Source organism: Polaromonas sp. CG_9.11 (assembly GCF_015752225.1).
In the GTDB taxonomy this organism is placed as follows: Bacteria; Pseudomonadota; Gammaproteobacteria; order Burkholderiales; family Burkholderiaceae_C; genus Polaromonas.
Genome location: NZ_JADOVE010000021.1, coordinates 1 through 15,616, shown reverse-complemented (window position 1 = coordinate 15,616; position 15,616 = coordinate 1). Strand labels below are relative to the sequence as shown.

Below are 15,616 nucleotides of genomic sequence, written 5' to 3'. Positions count from 1 at the left end.
CGCAAAACCCATAAAATGTACAAAACCATTATTTTGTACAAATGAGCCATGCATACCATTTCCCTGAGTGAATTCCGCGCCAATGCCTCGGCCATGATCGACCGGGTCGAGCAAGGCGAAACCGTGCGCATCTTGCGGCATGGCAAACCGGTGGCCGAACTGGTGGGCATCAAGCCCGACCCGTCTGGCCCGGTGCCCAGCTACCAGCGGCCGTTCAAACCCTTGCTGCAATTGCCGGCCGGCTATTCGGCGGTCAAGGCACTGCTTGATGAGCGCGACAGCGCACCGTGGTGAAAAACCCCGTATGAAAATTCTTTTTGACACCTCGGCGCTGCTCAAACGCTATTTGCCCGAAAGCGGGCGTGACGCGGTGCTGGCGCTGGTCGCGCAGGCCGCGTCAGTTGTGGCAGCGCCGCATTGCAAGGTGGAGCTTTATTCGGCGCTGAACCGGGTACGGCGAGAAACCCAGGCCAGCGAAGCGTCTTACCGGGACACGTGCGCCGAAGTCGAGAAAAATTTTGCTGAAATGCAGGTCGTTCTCCTGTCCGCCAATGTTGAGCGGTCCGCCATTCGCGCACTCGAGGTCAGCAGCATGCGCGGCATGGACGCGCTGCATGTCGGTGCCGCGCTGGCGGCCGGGGTTGATTTGTTTGTGACGGCGGACATTCGCCAGTTCAACGGCGCACAAGCGCTTGGCTTGAACGCTACCTTATTGAAAGATGTGTGATGACTTCACCCTATGTTTACCCGCAAGAATTTGACGTGATCGTGGTGGGTGGCGGCCATGCCGGCACCGAGGCTGCTTTGGCCGCTGCCCGCATGGGCTGCAAAACGTTGCTGCTGACCCACAACATTGAAACGCTCGGCCAGATGAGCTGCAACCCGTCGATTGGCGGCATTGGCAAGGGCCATCTGGTGAAAGAAGTCGATGCCATGGGCGGTGCGATGGCGCTGGCCACCGACGAGGGCGGCATCCAGTTCCGCATCCTGAATTCGAGCAAAGGCCCGGCAGTGCGCGCAACTCGCGCCCAGGCCGACCGGGTTTTGTACAAGGCAGCTATTCGCCGCATGGTCGAGAACCAGCCGAACCTGTGGCTGTTCCAGCAGGCGGTCGATGACCTGATGGTCGAGGGCGACCGCGTTGTCGGCGCGGTGACGCAGGTCGGCATCAAGTTCCGCGCGCGCACCGTGGTGCTGACGGCGGGAACCTTTCTGGATGGCAAGATCCATGTCGGCCTGAGCAACCATGCGGCGGGCCGCGCCGGCGACCCGCCAGCGGTGTCGCTGAGCGCACGCCTGAAGGAGCTCAAGCTGCCGCAAGGCCGGCTGAAAACCGGCACGCCTCCGCGCATCGACGGCCGCTCGATCGACTTCAGCAAATGCGGCGTTCAGCCTGGCGACGGCATGCCGGGCGGCACGCCAGGGCCGGTGCCGGTGTTCAGCTTCATGGGCGGCAACATCCCGCATCCGAAGCAGATGCCTTGCTGGATCACCTACACCAACGAGCGAACGCACGACATCATTCGCTCGGGCTTTGACCGCAGCCCGATGTTCACCGGCAAAATCGACGGCGTGGGGCCGCGCTATTGCCCGAGTGTGGAAGACAAGATCAACCGCTTTGCCGGCAAGGACAGCCACCAGATTTTCCTGGAGCCCGAAGGCTTGACGACGCACGAGATTTACCCGAACGGCATCTCGACCAGCCTGCCCTTCGACATCCAGTACGCGCTGGTGCGCTCGATGGTCGGCATGGAAAACGCCCATATCCTGCGGCCCGGTTACGCGATTGAATACGATTACTTCGACCCGCGCGCACTGAAAACCAGCTTTGAAACCCGGGCGATTGGCGGCCTGTTTTTTGCCGGCCAGATCAACGGCACCACGGGTTACGAAGAAGCCGCTGCGCAAGGCATGTTTGCCGGCATCAATGCCGCATTGCAATGCCAGGGCAAGGAAGCGTGGCTGCCCAAACGCGACGAAGCGTATCTGGGCGTTCTGGTCGATGACCTGATCACCAAGGGCGTGACCGAGCCCTACCGAATGTTCACCAGCCGGGCCGAGTTCCGTCTGATGCTGCGCGAGGACAACGCCGACATGCGGCTGACCGAAAAAGGGCGTGAACTGGGCCTGGTCGATGACGCCCGCTGGGATGCCTTTAACCGAAAACGTGACATTGTTTCACGTGAAACACAGCGCCTGCGTTCGCTTTGGATCAACCCTAACAACCTGCCGGCGAGCGAAGCCGAACGTGTGCTGGGCAAGGCGATTGAGCGTGAATACAATTTGGCCGATCTGCTGCGTCGCCCCGATGTGAACTATGCCGGGCTGATGTCGCTCAGCGATGGCAAATATGCTAACCCTGAAATTCCGACGGGTGACTCCGATGTTTCACGTGAAACATCAACGGTTGAAGCCTTGCCGGCAGACCTGGTGAAAAGCGTGATCGAGCAAATTGAAATCACGGCGAAGTACGCTGGTTATATCGACCTGCAAAAATTGGAGGTTGAACGCGCCTCGCATTACGAAAACCTCAAGCTTCCTGCCGATCTGGATTATTTGCAGGTGTCGGCCTTGAGCTTTGAAGCGCGACAGACATTGGCCAAGCACCGGCCTGAAACCCTTGGTCTGGCGTCGCGCATCCAGGGCGTCACGCCGGCCACCATTTCATTGCTGCTGGTACACCTGAAAAAGAACCTCTGGAAAAATACGGTTCCACTGAAGCCCGCTGAACAGGCAGAAGTTTGATGGTGGCGCTGGAAGCAGATTTGCGCGCTACTTTGCTGGCAGGACTTGCGGCACTGCAACTGGAATTGAGCGAGTCGCAAATCAGCCAGTTGCTGGACTATCAGGCGATGATTGGCAAATGGACAAAGGTTTACAACCTGACATCGGTGCGCGATCCATCTGAAATGATGACGCATCATTTGCTCGACAGCCTGTCCGTGGTGCCGGCTTTGAAGCGTTACTTGCTGGGTGCAGGCTTGGACCAGGGCAGCCGCCTGCTCGATGTGGGTTCGGGCGCTGGCCTGCCGGGCGTGGTGTTCGCGATTTGCTGCCCGGCCGTGAACGTTACTTGCGTGGACACCGTGGCCAAAAAGGCGGCGTTCATCAAGCAGGCGGCGCTCGCCTTGAAGCTGCCGAACCTTACCGGCCTGCATGCGCGGGTCGAAAGCATCATCCAGCCCTTCGACGTGATCTGTTCGCGTGCGTTTGCGTCGCTGGTTGATTTCACCAGTTGGTCGGTGGGCGCGCTGGCGCCGCAGGGTGTCTGGATGGCCATGAAAGGCAAGCATCCAGGCGATGAATTGCTGGCCTTGCCCGAAAACATTGCAATGTTTCACGTGGAACAATTGAAGGTTCCCGGTCTGGAAGCAGAGCGCTGCCTGCTGTGGCTGCGCCCCGTGTCGTAAACTCGGGGTCTCTACTACTGGAACCTTTCATGCCGGGCTCGTTTGTTGGTGTTGCCGACTATGGCGCTTTTGTTGTTGCCATTCTGGTCTTTCTGGCCATTCCCGGCCCCGGCAACCTGGCGTTGATCACCTCGACCGGCAAGGGCGGTGTTGCGGGCGGCATGGGCGCTACCTTCGGTGTGATTGCCGGTGACCAGTTGCTGCTCTGGGCAGCTGTGGCGGGCGTATCGGCCTTGATGGCGGCCTATCCCGCTGCTTTTCATGCCGTTCAATGGTTGGGCGCGTTGTACCTGGCCTGGCTGGGCTTGAGGATGCTGCTGGCCAAGCCGGGCGCCGCGCCCATTTTGCAGATCAAGCCGCGCCATTATTTTCGCCAGGCCTTGTTGATCACCCTGCTCAATCCCAAGGCCATCGTGTTTTACCTGGCCTTCTTTCCGCTGTTCGTTGACCCGGCGCAGCACCAGGGCCTAAAGACCTTTGGCGTGATGGCTGCCACCATCGCGGTACTGACATTTCTTTATGGCCTGACGGCCGTGCTGCTGACCTGGAAGTTGGCCGCGCGCATCCGGGCCAATCCAAAAATATCGATAACGCTCGAAAAGGCGGCTGGCATATTTTTGATTGCCTTTGGCATCAAGCTCGCCCTTTCCCGGTAAACCAGACACTGCAATCCTCGATTCCCTCAACGGAACGACAACCCAACAAGACGCTATGGCCAAAATATTCTGCATTGCCAACCAAAAGGGCGGCGTGGGCAAGACCACCACCACCGTCAACCTGGCCGCCGGCTTGAGCCAGATCGGCCAGCGCGTGCTGATGGTCGACCTGGACCCGCAGGGCAATGCCACCATGGGCTCGGGCGTGGACAAGCGCAAGCTGGAAATGACGGTCTACGACGTGCTGCTTGAAGCCGCTTCGATTGTCGATGTGCGCGTTCACAGCGAGAAATGCGGCTACGACGTGCTGGGCGCCAACCGCGAATTGTCGGGCGCAGAGATTGAACTGGTGACGCTGGAGCGGCGTGAAAAGCGCCTGAAGCAGGCGCTGGCCAAGGTGGACAAGGACTACGACTTCATCCTGATCGACTGCCCGCCGTCGCTGTCAATGCTCACGCTGAATGGGCTGTGCGCGGCGCACGGCGTCATCGTGCCAATGCAGTGCGAATACTTTGCGCTCGAAGGCGTGACCGACCTGGTCAACACCATCAAGCAGGTGCATGCCAACCTGAACAAGGATTTGCAGATCATCGGCCTGCTGCGCGTCATGTTCGACCCGCGCATCACGCTGCAACAGCAGGTCAGCGAGCAGCTCAAGGGGCATTTCGGCGACAAGGTGTTCAACACCGTGATTCCACGCAATGTGCGCCTGGCCGAAGCACCGAGCTACGGTCTGCCGGGCGTGATTTTCGACCCGAATTCCAAGGGCGCGCAAGCCTTCGTGGCCTTTGCCCAGGAGATGGTCGGACGCGTTCTTTAGGTTTTACGCCGAATTTACGGGTTAAAACAGTGCTTTGCGCATATGCGACGGGCGCAAGTAGCTATTAAAAACATAGCAAATTGAAATTTTTGCACTGAATGCCTGAGCCATGCCATGAACCCCTCCAATGTCCTGATTCTTCCCGGCTGGCAAGGCAGCGGCCCGGACCACTGGCAAAGCCGCTGGGAGCGCCTGCATGGCTACACCCGGGTCGAGCAACACGACTGGATGCGCCCGCTGCGCGGCGACTGGATTGCGCGGCTGGAAGATGTGCTGCTGGCGTGCGATGTGGAGCGCGATGGGCCCGCCGTGCTGGTCGCACACAGCCTGGGGTGCCAGCATGTGGCCGCCTGGGCCGCGCACAGCCGCAACACCCACCGGGTGAAAGCCGCCCTGCTGGTCGCGCCGGCCGATGTCGAACGCGACGATGTGCGCACGCTGCTGCCCAGCTGGTCACCGGTTTCCCTGGCAAAGCTGCCCTTCAAAACAATGCTGTTCGCCAGCGGCAACGACCCCTTTTGCAGCCTGGCGCGCGCCCGGCAGTTTGCCTTGGCCTGGGGCGCCGATCTCACCGATGTGGGCGCGTGCGGCCACCTGAATGCCGAAAGCGGCCTGGGCGACTGGCCGCAGGTGCATGAACAATTGGTCTGGCTGATGCGGGATACTTCCGCTTGAGCTTCCCAGACCGCGCCAACCCCTATACCGATTAAAGAAAGACAAGACAACGCCATGGTCACCAAAAAACAAAAAGGCCTGGGTCGTGGGCTTGAAGCGCTGCTTGGCCCCAAGGTCGATGACTCGCCCGAAGCTGCCGATGCCTTGACCGCGTCCAGCAGTCCCGGATTGCCGGCTTCGCTGCTGCTCGACGACCTGGTGCCGGGCCAGTACCAGCCGCGTACCCGCATGGACGAGGGCGCGCTGTACGAACTGGCCGAATCCATCAAGGCGCAGGGCATCATGCAGCCGATCCTGGTGCGGCGCCTGAAAAGCGGTGCCAACAGCGGCAAGTACGAAATCATTGCCGGCGAGCGGCGCTTCCGTGCGGCGCGTCTGGCCGGGCTCGACAGCCTGCCGGTGCTGATCCGCGATGTGCCCGACGAGTCGGCGGCCGCCATGTCGCTGATTGAAAACATCCAGCGTGAAGACCTCAACCCGCTGGAAGAAGCGCAGGGCCTGCAGCGTCTGGTGAAAGAGTTCGGCATGACGCATGAACTCGCCGCACAGGCCGTGGGCCGCTCGCGCAGCGCTGCGTCCAACCTGCTGCGCCTGCTGAACCTGGCCGATCCGGTGCAGACCATGCTGATGGCCGGCGACCTGGACATGGGCCACGCCCGGGCGCTGCTGGCGCTGGACCGGGCGACGCAGATCACCGCCGCCAACCAGATCAGCGCCCGCAAGCTGTCGGTGCGCGAGGCCGAAAGCCTGGTCAAGAAACTCGGCAGCGAGTTTTCGCTGACACCCAACAAGGCCCCGCCTGAAAAAGCGCGCGACACCCTGCGGGTGGAAGAAGAACTGGCCGACCTGCTGATGGCCGCTGTCGATGTGCGCATCAAGAAGCAGGTCAAGCGCAACGGCAAGCGGGAAGCGGTGGGCGAACTGGCTATCCAGTTTTCGTCGCTGGACGAGATCAACGGCCTGATTGAGCGTTTGCGCCGTACCGCTTGATGCCGGCAGGGTGTGGCATGCCTGCCGTGGTGAACCCATGCCGTCTCACGCCCGTAACAAAGTTTCAGTCATCAACTTGCCTCGCCATTCCGTAGCGGAATGGCGCGATGTTCATGGCAGGACGACAGCGTCAAGGCGACGGGTATGGCAAGCGGGCTGGATTTATTCCTACGTGGTCTAGAGGTGATTCCCGTGTTTTCATGGCCACCGCAGGCCTGACCATGAACGCACCCGAAACTTTTGGCCCATGCCCTTCATGCCATGCCTTCTACTGCCACGCTTGAAATCTGTCGTCCGCCCCTGAGCCTTTTGGGCACTGAACCGTGGCGTGCCGCGCTGGAGTTCCTGGCCTTCAAGGTCAACGGTGCCAGGCAAAGCAAGATGGTTCCCGCAGGCGATGGACACCCTGTCATCATCTTTCCGGGCCTGGCCACCGACAGTTCGGCAATTGCCCCGCTGCGCGACTACTGCGAATCCCTTGGTTACAGCACGCTGGACTGGGGCAGGGGGTTCAACACCGGTCCCAAGGGGGACCTGGACCGCTGGCTGGAAGATCTGGCCGCGCACACCGCCAAGGTGCTGGGCGGGCACCAGGGAAAAGCCACACTGATTGGCTGGAGCCTGGGCGGACTTTACGCCCGTGAAGTCGGAAAATTGCTGGCGCCGCAGGTGCGCCAGGTCATCTCCATTGGCACCCCGTTCAATGCCGAGGCTGACCACACCAACGTCGGCTGGCTGTTCCGCCTGCTCAGCGGCTCGTCGGCGGCCATCGATCCGGTGCTCAGCCGGCGCCTGCGTACCCCGCCCCCGGTGCCCACGACCTCGATCTACAGCCGCTCCGACGGCGTGGTGGCGTGGGAAACCTGTCGCCATGACCGTCCCGCCAGGCAGGTGCAGGACATCGAGATCAATGGCAGCCATATCGGCATGGGCTGGAATCCGGCGGTGCTGCAGATTGTGGGCGACCGCCTTGGCCAGCCTCTGACCCACTGGCAGCCTTACAGGCATGCCGCCTGAAGCCTGCGTTCGGACCGCGTGATTGATTCTTCAGGCAGCCCGGCCTTGCATGGGCGAACTGGCTGAAATCTCCCGGGTTACGACACCATGCCGTCGTTGACGGTAAGCAGGCCGTGATGCGCGCGTCTCTTGCTTGTGCACCCATTACAAAAACCGGCCCGACCAGGCAAGGGACGCGACACCTCGTGCACATCGCTGAGAACCAGCGGGCAATGCGCAGGTGGAAACCTTCATGCTGCATGCGATTTCGTGAGTGAAAACTGCGAAGCCATTGCCCGCCGGCGCCGGCTCCGGCGGCAGTGGACATTGCCATGGTTCGTGACCTTATCCGCCGCCCAGGCGCTTGACATAAAAAAAGCGGCCTTCCTGTGAGGGAACGCCGCTTTGCCGGTTTTTGAAGGCCCTGGCTTCAGGACTCTCAGCCGCTGCGAATGGTCAGCGATAGATATTCTGGCCGCCGTTTTGCTTCCACTCGTTTTCAAAGTGCATGGCATCTTCGTCATTGCGGGTTTTCAACCCCATCAGGATGCCGCCGTTTTTGACACCTTCTTCATATTCCTTGACGCGCTCTTCAGGAATGTTCCAGCCGATCAGGGCGCCGAGCAATCCGCCGCTGGCAGCACCGGCTCCGGCACCGGCCGCCGCGGCCGCCAGCGGACCTGCAATGACCAGACCCAGGCCGGGCAGGGCGATGCTCGTGCCCACGGCTGCAATGCCTGCCAGGATGGCGCCGATGGTGCCGCCGATGGCGCCGCCAATACCGGCGCCTTCAGCAGCTTTGTTGCCCAGCTCGGTTTCCTTGCCCACCGTGCTGTCGTCAGAAAAGTGACGCTTGCGCGTGTCATCAGACATCACCAGGTTGACATCATCCTTGGAATAGCCGCGCGTATGCGCTGCGTTGTAGGCGGCTTCGGCGCTGGCGCGGTCCGGAAACAGGCCCGTCACCATGTTGCTCGTCCCTGTGGTGGACGTGCTGCTGCTGCCGGTGTAAGGGGTGGCGTTGGGGTTCATGTTCATGATGATCTCCTTTTTTCAACTTAAAAACAAAAAGAACGGGGGCAATCAGTTGCGGTCGGCACGCGCTGCGCGGGTCATTCCCGTGGCGCGGTTGCCTGTCGTGCCGCTCATGGCCGCGGTGCTGCCGGTCGTGGCGGCAGGGGCTGCAGTGGTGGTGTTGTTGTTGCTCATGGCATCGCTGGCACGCTGCGCAGGCGGGGGTGCGGTACGCACCACCGTGGCGGTATCGCTGCGTGGCACGGCCTGCCGCATGGCCGATGCCGCTTCCCGTGGTGTCACGCCTACCGTGTCAGGCGCCGATGCGCCAGTTGCCGGCGCTGGGGTCTGGGCTGATGCGCTGGCTACCGCGAGTGCCATTAAAGCTCCCAGGGAAATTGATTTGATGTGACGTTTCATGGTCTTTTCCTTCCGAAAAATTTTGCGGTCAACACGCCTGGCGTGTTTTCGATCAGCTTCGAATGCAAGCTGTCCCAACTATAAAAAGCGCAGTTTTCATCACGTTTCAGCGGTGACCGTATGGCGCCGTAGGAGAGGACCGCTTTTTTCTATGCAGGTTTCCGACATGCTGGTAATGATTTACCATTTCCTTCCATGAACGCCTGCCGTGTTGCTTCGCCGCTGAAAACCCGTTTTTTCTTCCTTTCGCGTACCCTGGCAGGGGCGTTGCTTTGCGCAAGCCTGGTGGCGCTGCTCGCCATGCCGCAGCCATCGTGGGCAGCCCCTGCGGCTGTGTCTGCTACCGCCGAGCCTCGGCCCCGGCCGCTTTCTGTAGGACAGGATGTGTCCCAGGTGACCGCGTGGATTCGCGCCACGGGCAATCACCACGGATTGCCTTTTGCCGTCATCGACAAAAAGGCCGCCATGCTGCATGTTTTTGACGCGTCCGGCAGGCCGCTCGGTTCATCGCCGGTGCTGCTGGGCCTGGCGGTGGGGGACCACTCGGTGCCGGACATCGGCACGCGCAAGCTGTCGGACATCCGGCCTGCCGAACGCACCACGCCGGCAGGCCGCTTTATGTCCGAGCCGGGGCGCAACCTGCAGGGCGAGGACATTGTCTGGATCGACTATGACGCGGCTGTCTCCATGCACCGCGTCCGCGCCAGCAACAAGGCCGACCGGCGGCTGGAGCGTCTGGCCACGCCGACGGTGGCCGACAACCGGATCTCCTACGGCTGTGTCAACGTCCCTGCCGCGTTCTATGACGCGCGGATCAAACCGGTGTTCGGGCTCAAGCCGGCCATTGTTTACGTGCTGCCCGAAACCCGCTCCGTGGGCACCTTGTTCGGCCTGGCCGATGGCAGGACGCTGGCGCCATGACAACTTTCGGCGGCAACAGGCGAATCACTCAGGCGGGAAGCTGGCGAGCAAATGGCATCCACCAGCCAGGCAACGGGCCAGGCGCAGCGGCAAAGCAGGGCTGCTAGGCAACAGCCAGCAGAATTTTCTCGATCTCGCCGAACTCGGCGGGCTTGACCAGGTGGTGGTCAAAGCCGGCCTCCTGGGAACGCTGCCGGTCGGAATCCTGCCCATAACCGGTCAGGGCCACCAGCACCACGTTTTTGAGCCCGGCCAGCCGGCGAATCCGCTGCGCCACCTTGTAGCCGTCGAGCCCCGGCAAGCCGATGTCGAGCAGGATCACGCCGGGCTGGCAGTCAATCGCCGCCTGCACTGCCGCCGGGCCGTCGTAAGCCAGCCAGATGCAATGGCCGGTCATTTCCAGCAGCAGGGCCAGGCTCTGTGCGGCGTCGACGTTGTCATCGACCACCAGGATGCGCTGTGCTGCCTTTGCGGGCACCTGGGCGCTGCCGACCAAAGCGGGCGAAGCGGGCGCCAGCGCTGCCCGCATGACCGGCAGCCGAACGACAAACTCGCTGCCCCGGGAAAGGGTGCTGGACACCGTGACCGTGCCGCCATGCAGTTCCACCAGCTGCTTGACCAGGCTCAGGCCAATGCCCAGCCCGCCTTGCGAGCGGTCCAGCGAACGGTCCGCCTGCGTGAACAGCTCAAAGATGCGCGGCAGCAGCTCTGGCGCCATGCCAAGGCCGGTATCGCGCACCCGGATCGTCGCCATGGGTGCTTGCGCGTGTGCGCCGCTGGCCACGGGTTCGATTTCAACGTTCAACCCGATGTGACCGCCGCTTGAGGTGTATTTGGCCGCATTGGTGAGCAGGTTCACCAGTACCTGTTCCAGCCGCGCGGCATCGGCATGCACAAACACCGGCTCTGGCGGCCGGGACACCGTGAGCACATGCCGGTGTTCCGCAATGAGGGGGTTGACCGCCTCCACGGCGTTTTCCACGATGCTGTCCAGGCTGACCTGCTCCAGCCGAAGCCGCACATTCCCGGTCGTGATGCGTGAAACGTCCAGCAGGTCGTCCACCAGGTGCTTGAGATTTTTCAGCTGGCGCTCCATGATGCCGCGGCTGTGTTGTTGAAGCGGGTCGGCGTCCGCCGGCAGGCGCAGCAGCTGCATTGCATTGGAAAGCGCCGCAAGCGGGTTGCGCAACTCATGGCTGAGCATGGCCAGGAACTCGTCCTTGCGGCGGTGCAGGTCCGTCAGCGCCTGCGCCTGTTCGACAGTCTCGCGCTGCAGGCGGGCGCGTTCGGTCACGTCATAGCAGCAGGTGATGGCGCCGGTGATGTGTCCCGCCTTGCCAACCAGGGGCACCACATGGGTGATGACGATCATGCTCGGGCCGGCAGGTGGCTCGATCACGAACGCTTCGTCATAGACCGCCGGAATGTTGCCCTTGAGCACCTCGGCCGTGCGGGCCTGCAGGGTGGGCGTCAGCGTCCCGTCGGGAAGACGGACCCCCTGCGCCGTGAAAAATGTGCTGTCGCCTTCGCTGACCACCGGTTCGGCGCCCCAGAGCTCCAGCGCCGCACGATTGCATTCCTGCAGCCGCCCCGCAGCGTCGGATGAAAAAATGGCAATCGGCCCCCAGTCAAACAGGGCGCGAAAACGCGCCTCGCTCTGGCGCATGGCCTCTTCGGACTTCATCCGGTCGGTAATGTCGCGGAAAAGAACCGCCACGCGCCCGCTTTCATGACCCCCCAACCGGAAGGCATAGGCATCGAACCAGCGGCCATCCATTCCCTTGGCTTCGTTGACAAAGCGATGCGGCTCGCCGGTCAGGGCGACCTTTCCATAGATTTCAAACCAGTGCGACTCCATGTCGGGAACCCGCTCGTGCATCCGCCTTCCCTTGGCATCCGACATGCCGGTCTGCTTTCCACGGGACGGGTTGACTTCCAGAAAACGATAGTCGACGGGCACTTTGCCGTCGTCAAAAATGATTTCGACGATGCAAAAGGCTTCGTCGATCGAGTTGAACAACATCTGATACTGCGAGTCGACATGCCGCAGTGCCTTTTCGGCCTGCTGGCGACGCGCCAGTTCCCGGCGCAGGCAGACAAACAGCAGCAGCAGCGCCAGCGCGCCCAGCGTGCCGCCAAGCAACACCGCTTGCAGCGTGCGGCGGCTGTCGGCGTTGCTTTGGGCTTCATGGCTTTTCAGGTTTTGAGTTTCCTCGGCCTTGGCCTCTGCCACCAGCGCACGAAGCGGGTCCATGATGTTCTTGCCAGCAAGCGCCGTGACCGCCTGGCTGGCGGCCAGCAGGCCCTGGATCTGGCGCACGGCGATGGTTTCTTTGAAAATTTCCATTCTTTCCCCCAGCCCCTGCGTGAGCGCGGCAATCCGCTGCTGCTGGCGGGCATTGCCCGTGGTTAGCAGGCGCAGGCTCTCCAGCCGGGCTGCGAACACGCCCACGGACTCCAGGTAAGGCTTCAGGTACTCCGGCTGCCCGGTGATGAGGAAACCGCGCTGCCCGGTCTCTGCATCCTTGAGGCTGGAAAGGAAATCATCAAGCTGCGACATGATCGCGCGGCTCTGCGCTTCGCGCTGTGCCGAAACGGCCGCCGCCTGCATGCTTCGATAGGCCAGCCCGCCAACGCCGACCAGGCAGGCCAGCACCAGTATCAGCAAGCCATTGACCAGACTGCGCTTGATGGCATCGGGCGGCGCGCCGGCCACGGCGCTTTCATGCATCTGCTGCGCCGTTCTGTCGGCTGCGAGTTCAGCCGTGGTCATGGCGCGTCCGGACCGGGCAAACCAGTGCTTGGGCACACTGCGGCAGCACACCGGAAGCGGGCTGTTCGAAAAAGTGAAAGTGAACGTGAAGGGGTGTCATCGGCAGCAAAAGAAGTCAAGCGGTCAGGAATCGAGGCATCTTGACAGGTATTCACACTTCCCACGCAACGCCGTGTGCCGACGAAAATCCAGCAGGACTTCCTGGAAGTGCTGCAATACCGGGTTTTATTGCTAATTTTTTAATAGCGCAGTGCGATACGGTGCCTGTACCCCAGCGGATAAGCGATGCGTTACGCCGCAGACAGATCTTCAGGTCAGGCGGTGTCAGCAGTCTTTTTTTCTTGGCTTAAAAAACAAAATGTATCATTTAAACTGATAAAAACGATAAATAAGATAAAAAATAATCAAATCTGCATATTTTTACAACGCGAAAATCTTGCCCGGATTCATGATGTTCTTCGGATCGAGTGCGCGTTTGAGGGTGCGCATCATGTCCACCGCGCCGTCGCCCGTCTCGCTCAGCAAAAAGTCCATCTTGCCCAGGCCAATGCCATGTTCGCCGGTGCAGGTGCCTTCCAGCCGCAGCGCCCGGGCCACCAGCTTGTGGTTCAGGTCTTCGGCGGTTTCACGTTCTTCGGGTTTGTCGGGGTCGATCAGGTAGCCGAAGTGGAAATTGCCGTCGCCGACATGGCCGACCAGAAAGTAGGGAATGCCGCTGGCGTCGGCCTCGGCCACCGATTCCAGCAGGCAGTCGGCCAGGCGCGAAATCGGCACGCAGGTGTCGGTTGAAATCGCCCGGCAGCCGGGTTTGCTCTGGATGGCGGCAAAGTAGGCGTTGTGCCGTGCCGTCCACAGCCGGGTGCGTTCCTCAGGCGTGCTGGCCCATTCGAAGGCGTTGCCGCCCTGGCCGCTGGCCAGTTCCTGCACCAGTTCGGCCTGCTCTTTCACGCTGTTCGGCGTGCCGTGGAACTCCATCAGCAGCATGGCTTCCTCGCGCAGGCCGAGCCGGCTGTGGGCGTTCACCATGCGCACGGTGTTGGCGTCGATCAGCTCGACGCGCGCAATCGGCACGCCCAGCTGGATGATCTCGATGGTCGTGCGCACTGCCGCCTCGATGTCCGGAAACGAGCAGATCGCCGCTGAAATCGCCTCGGGCAGCGGGTAGAGCCTGACCGTGACTTCGGTGATCACGCCCAGCGTGCCTTCGCTGCCGACCATCAGGCGCGTCAGGTCGTAGCCGGCGGCGGACTTCTTGGCGCGGGTGCCGGTGCGGATGACGCGGCCGCTGGCCGTCACCACTTCCAGCGCCAGCACGTTCTCGCGCATGGTGCCGTAGCGCACGGCGTTGGTGCCGCTGGCGCGCGTCGCGCTCATGCCGCCCAGCGTCGCGTCGGCGCCGGGGTCGATGGGGAAAAACAGGCCGGTGCTCTTGATTTCTTCATTCAGCTGCTTGCGCGTCACGCCCGCCTGCACGGTGACCGTCAGGTCTTCGGCATGGATCGCCAGCACCCGGTTCATGCGGCTCACGTCGATGCTGATGCCGCCCTGCACGGCCAGCAGGTGGCCTTCGAGCGAAGTGCCGACGCCAAACGGAATCACCGGCACGTGGTACGCGCCGGCCAGCGTCACCGCGTCGGCCACGTCCTGCGTGCTTTCGGCAAACACCACCGCAGCCGGCGGCAGCGAGGTGAACGACGACTCGTCGCGGCCATGCTGCTCGCGCACCACCAGCGCGGTCGAGCAGCGCTCGGCAAAGCGGGTTTTCAACGCGTCGATCAGGGCCTGCGGCGTCTCGCGCTGCAGGATTTCGGGCAACAGGTGGGGGAACAGCGGTGCGTTCATGGGTGTCTCCTGAGGGGGAAGCCCGAGTTTACGACCTGAAGCGCCACCCGTGCTTTCACGCTGGCCGGGTGCCGGGCTGCCAAAGCCTGCGGCGGGCAAGGCCATCGCCGGCTGGGCCGGGCTGAAGCTTGATAAGCTTGCCGCCTGCCCATCAACCTTCTCAACCCACTGCGCCTTGCGCGCACTTCACTCCCATGGCCAACAGACTTTCACAAATTGCCACGCGCACCGGCGACAACGGCACCACCGGACTGGGCGACAACACCCGCGTTTCCAAGGACAGCCTGCGCGTTCACGCCATGGGCGACGTTGACGAGCTGAACTCGAACATTGGCGTGCTGCTGTGCGAAGACCTGCCCGCTGACGTGCGCGACCTGCTGGTCGAGGTGCAACACCAGCTGTTCAACCTGGGCGGCGAGCTGTCGATTCCGGGCTTTGAGCTGCTCAAGCCCGGCGCGCTGCTGGTGCTGGACGAGGCGCTGCAAACCTACAACGCCCAGTTGCCGCGCCTGGCCGAATTCATCCTGCCCGCCGGCAGCCGGGCCGCGTCGCTGGCCCATGTGTGCCGCACCGTGGCCCGCCGCGCCGAGCGCGCCGTGGTCGCCCTGGGTCAGCAGGACGCGCTGAAAGACACGCCGCGCCAGTACCTCAACCGCCTGAGCGACCTGATGTTCGTGCTGTCGCGCGTGCTCAACCGCATGAACGGCGGCGACGATGTGTACTGGAAAAGCGAACGCATGGCGCGCATGGCGCAGGACGATGCTGCAGAGGCGCCAACCGGGTCCTGAGCCGGGCTGTTATTGCGTGCAACTGCTATTGAAAAAATAGCTGGCAGCGCATGACTGGCGAGCGCTAATAGCCAAAATACTTGCAAAGAAATGACTGCTCCAGCTCATCGAAGGGTTTCATTTTTTCTGTCATTGCGGACTTGATCCCAATGGCACTACCTTAAGCACAGACCTCAGCCATTGAGCGGGCACGGCTGGCTTGAAGCCGGGCTTTGGGCAGGGCACGCGGCTGGGTTAAAGAGCGCATGTTTTTAGGCCGTCGCTTGACCGCGCGTGGCTCTACGCGGCCTGGCCGCTTGGGGCACAGCACG

General features: G+C 62.1%; 15 protein-coding genes. 11 read left to right on the top strand and 4 right to left on the bottom strand.

What is annotated here, in order from left to right:
* The first annotated feature begins 48 nt into the window (after positions 1 to 48).
* The 9 genes from IWX85_RS16365 (at position 49) to IWX85_RS16325 (ending at position 7,568) form a co-directional block, all read left to right on the top strand.
* Positions 49 to 294, top strand: coding sequence for a type II toxin-antitoxin system Phd/YefM family antitoxin (locus tag IWX85_RS16365; protein WP_036807391.1), 246 nt, complete (start codon positions 49 to 51; stop codon positions 292 to 294).
* Between the two features lie 10 nt (positions 295 to 304).
* Entirely contained in the window at positions 305 to 727 is a 423-nt protein-coding gene (locus IWX85_RS16360) for a type II toxin-antitoxin system VapC family toxin (protein WP_196870427.1), read from the top strand.
* Positions 727 to 2,745 (top strand): tRNA uridine-5-carboxymethylaminomethyl(34) synthesis enzyme MnmG, encoded by a 2,019-nt coding sequence (gene mnmG, locus IWX85_RS16355; protein WP_196870426.1) that lies wholly within the window; start codon positions 727 to 729, stop codon positions 2,743 to 2,745. The genes IWX85_RS16360 and mnmG overlap by 1 nt, the downstream gene beginning before the upstream one ends.
* The gene (rsmG, locus tag IWX85_RS16350) at positions 2,745 to 3,410 is read left to right on the top strand and encodes a 16S rRNA (guanine(527)-N(7))-methyltransferase RsmG (protein ID WP_196870425.1); all 666 of its coding nucleotides are present in this window, start codon (positions 2,745 to 2,747) and stop codon (positions 3,408 to 3,410) included. Before mnmG ends, rsmG begins: the two co-directional genes overlap by 1 nt.
* A 29-nt stretch (positions 3,411 to 3,439) precedes the next feature.
* Positions 3,440 to 4,066 (top strand): LysE family transporter, encoded by a 627-nt coding sequence (locus IWX85_RS16345; RefSeq protein WP_036807382.1) that lies wholly within the window; start codon positions 3,440 to 3,442, stop codon positions 4,064 to 4,066.
* Between the two features lie 55 nt (positions 4,067 to 4,121).
* Complete coding sequence (locus IWX85_RS16340; RefSeq protein WP_036807379.1) at positions 4,122 to 4,886, top strand: ParA family protein; 765 nt, start codon at positions 4,122 to 4,124, stop codon at positions 4,884 to 4,886.
* 114 nt (positions 4,887 to 5,000) lie between these two features.
* Entirely contained in the window at positions 5,001 to 5,561 is a 561-nt protein-coding gene (locus IWX85_RS16335) for an alpha/beta hydrolase (RefSeq protein WP_196870424.1), read from the top strand.
* A gap of 54 nt (positions 5,562 to 5,615) precedes the next feature.
* A complete protein-coding gene (locus IWX85_RS16330; RefSeq protein ID WP_036807374.1) occupies positions 5,616 to 6,551 on the top strand; it encodes a ParB/RepB/Spo0J family partition protein in 936 nt (311 codons plus the stop codon).
* A 309-nt stretch (positions 6,552 to 6,860) separates the two neighbouring features.
* A complete protein-coding gene (locus IWX85_RS16325; protein ID WP_231379872.1) occupies positions 6,861 to 7,568 on the top strand; it encodes an alpha/beta fold hydrolase in 708 nt (235 codons plus the stop codon).
* A gap of 435 nt (positions 7,569 to 8,003) precedes the next feature.
* Here IWX85_RS16325 and IWX85_RS16320 read toward each other — a convergent pair whose 3' ends face one another.
* Together IWX85_RS16320 and IWX85_RS16315 are read right to left on the bottom strand one after the other, a co-directional pair.
* A complete protein-coding gene (locus IWX85_RS16320) occupies positions 8,004 to 8,585 on the bottom strand; it encodes a hypothetical protein (RefSeq protein ID WP_231379870.1) in 582 nt (193 codons plus the stop codon).
* A gap of 45 nt (positions 8,586 to 8,630) precedes the next feature.
* On the bottom strand, positions 8,631 to 8,981 hold the full coding sequence (locus tag IWX85_RS16315) for a hypothetical protein (RefSeq protein ID WP_196870422.1): 351 nt from the start codon (positions 8,979 to 8,981) through the stop codon (positions 8,631 to 8,633).
* A 195-nt stretch (positions 8,982 to 9,176) separates the two neighbouring features.
* On the opposite strand from IWX85_RS16315, the gene IWX85_RS16310 reads away from it, so the two are divergent.
* Positions 9,177 to 9,902 (top strand): L,D-transpeptidase, encoded by a 726-nt coding sequence (locus IWX85_RS16310; RefSeq protein WP_231379868.1) that lies wholly within the window; start codon positions 9,177 to 9,179, stop codon positions 9,900 to 9,902.
* A 103-nt stretch (positions 9,903 to 10,005) separates the two neighbouring features.
* Here the strand turns inward: IWX85_RS16310 and IWX85_RS16305 are convergent, their stop codons facing one another.
* Together IWX85_RS16305 and IWX85_RS16300 are read right to left on the bottom strand one after the other, a co-directional pair.
* Complete coding sequence (locus IWX85_RS16305) at positions 10,006 to 12,675, bottom strand: CHASE3 domain-containing protein (protein ID WP_196870421.1); 2,670 nt, start codon at positions 12,673 to 12,675, stop codon at positions 10,006 to 10,008.
* Between the two features lie 420 nt (positions 12,676 to 13,095).
* Positions 13,096 to 14,517, bottom strand: coding sequence for an FAD-binding oxidoreductase (locus tag IWX85_RS16300; RefSeq protein ID WP_196870420.1), 1,422 nt, complete (start codon positions 14,515 to 14,517; stop codon positions 13,096 to 13,098).
* A 194-nt stretch (positions 14,518 to 14,711) separates the two neighbouring features.
* Here IWX85_RS16300 and IWX85_RS16295 point away from each other — a divergent pair, with 194 nt between their 5' ends.
* Entirely contained in the window at positions 14,712 to 15,305 is a 594-nt protein-coding gene (locus IWX85_RS16295) for a cob(I)yrinic acid a,c-diamide adenosyltransferase (protein ID WP_196870419.1), read from the top strand.
* Positions 15,306 to 15,616 lie beyond the last annotated feature (311 nt).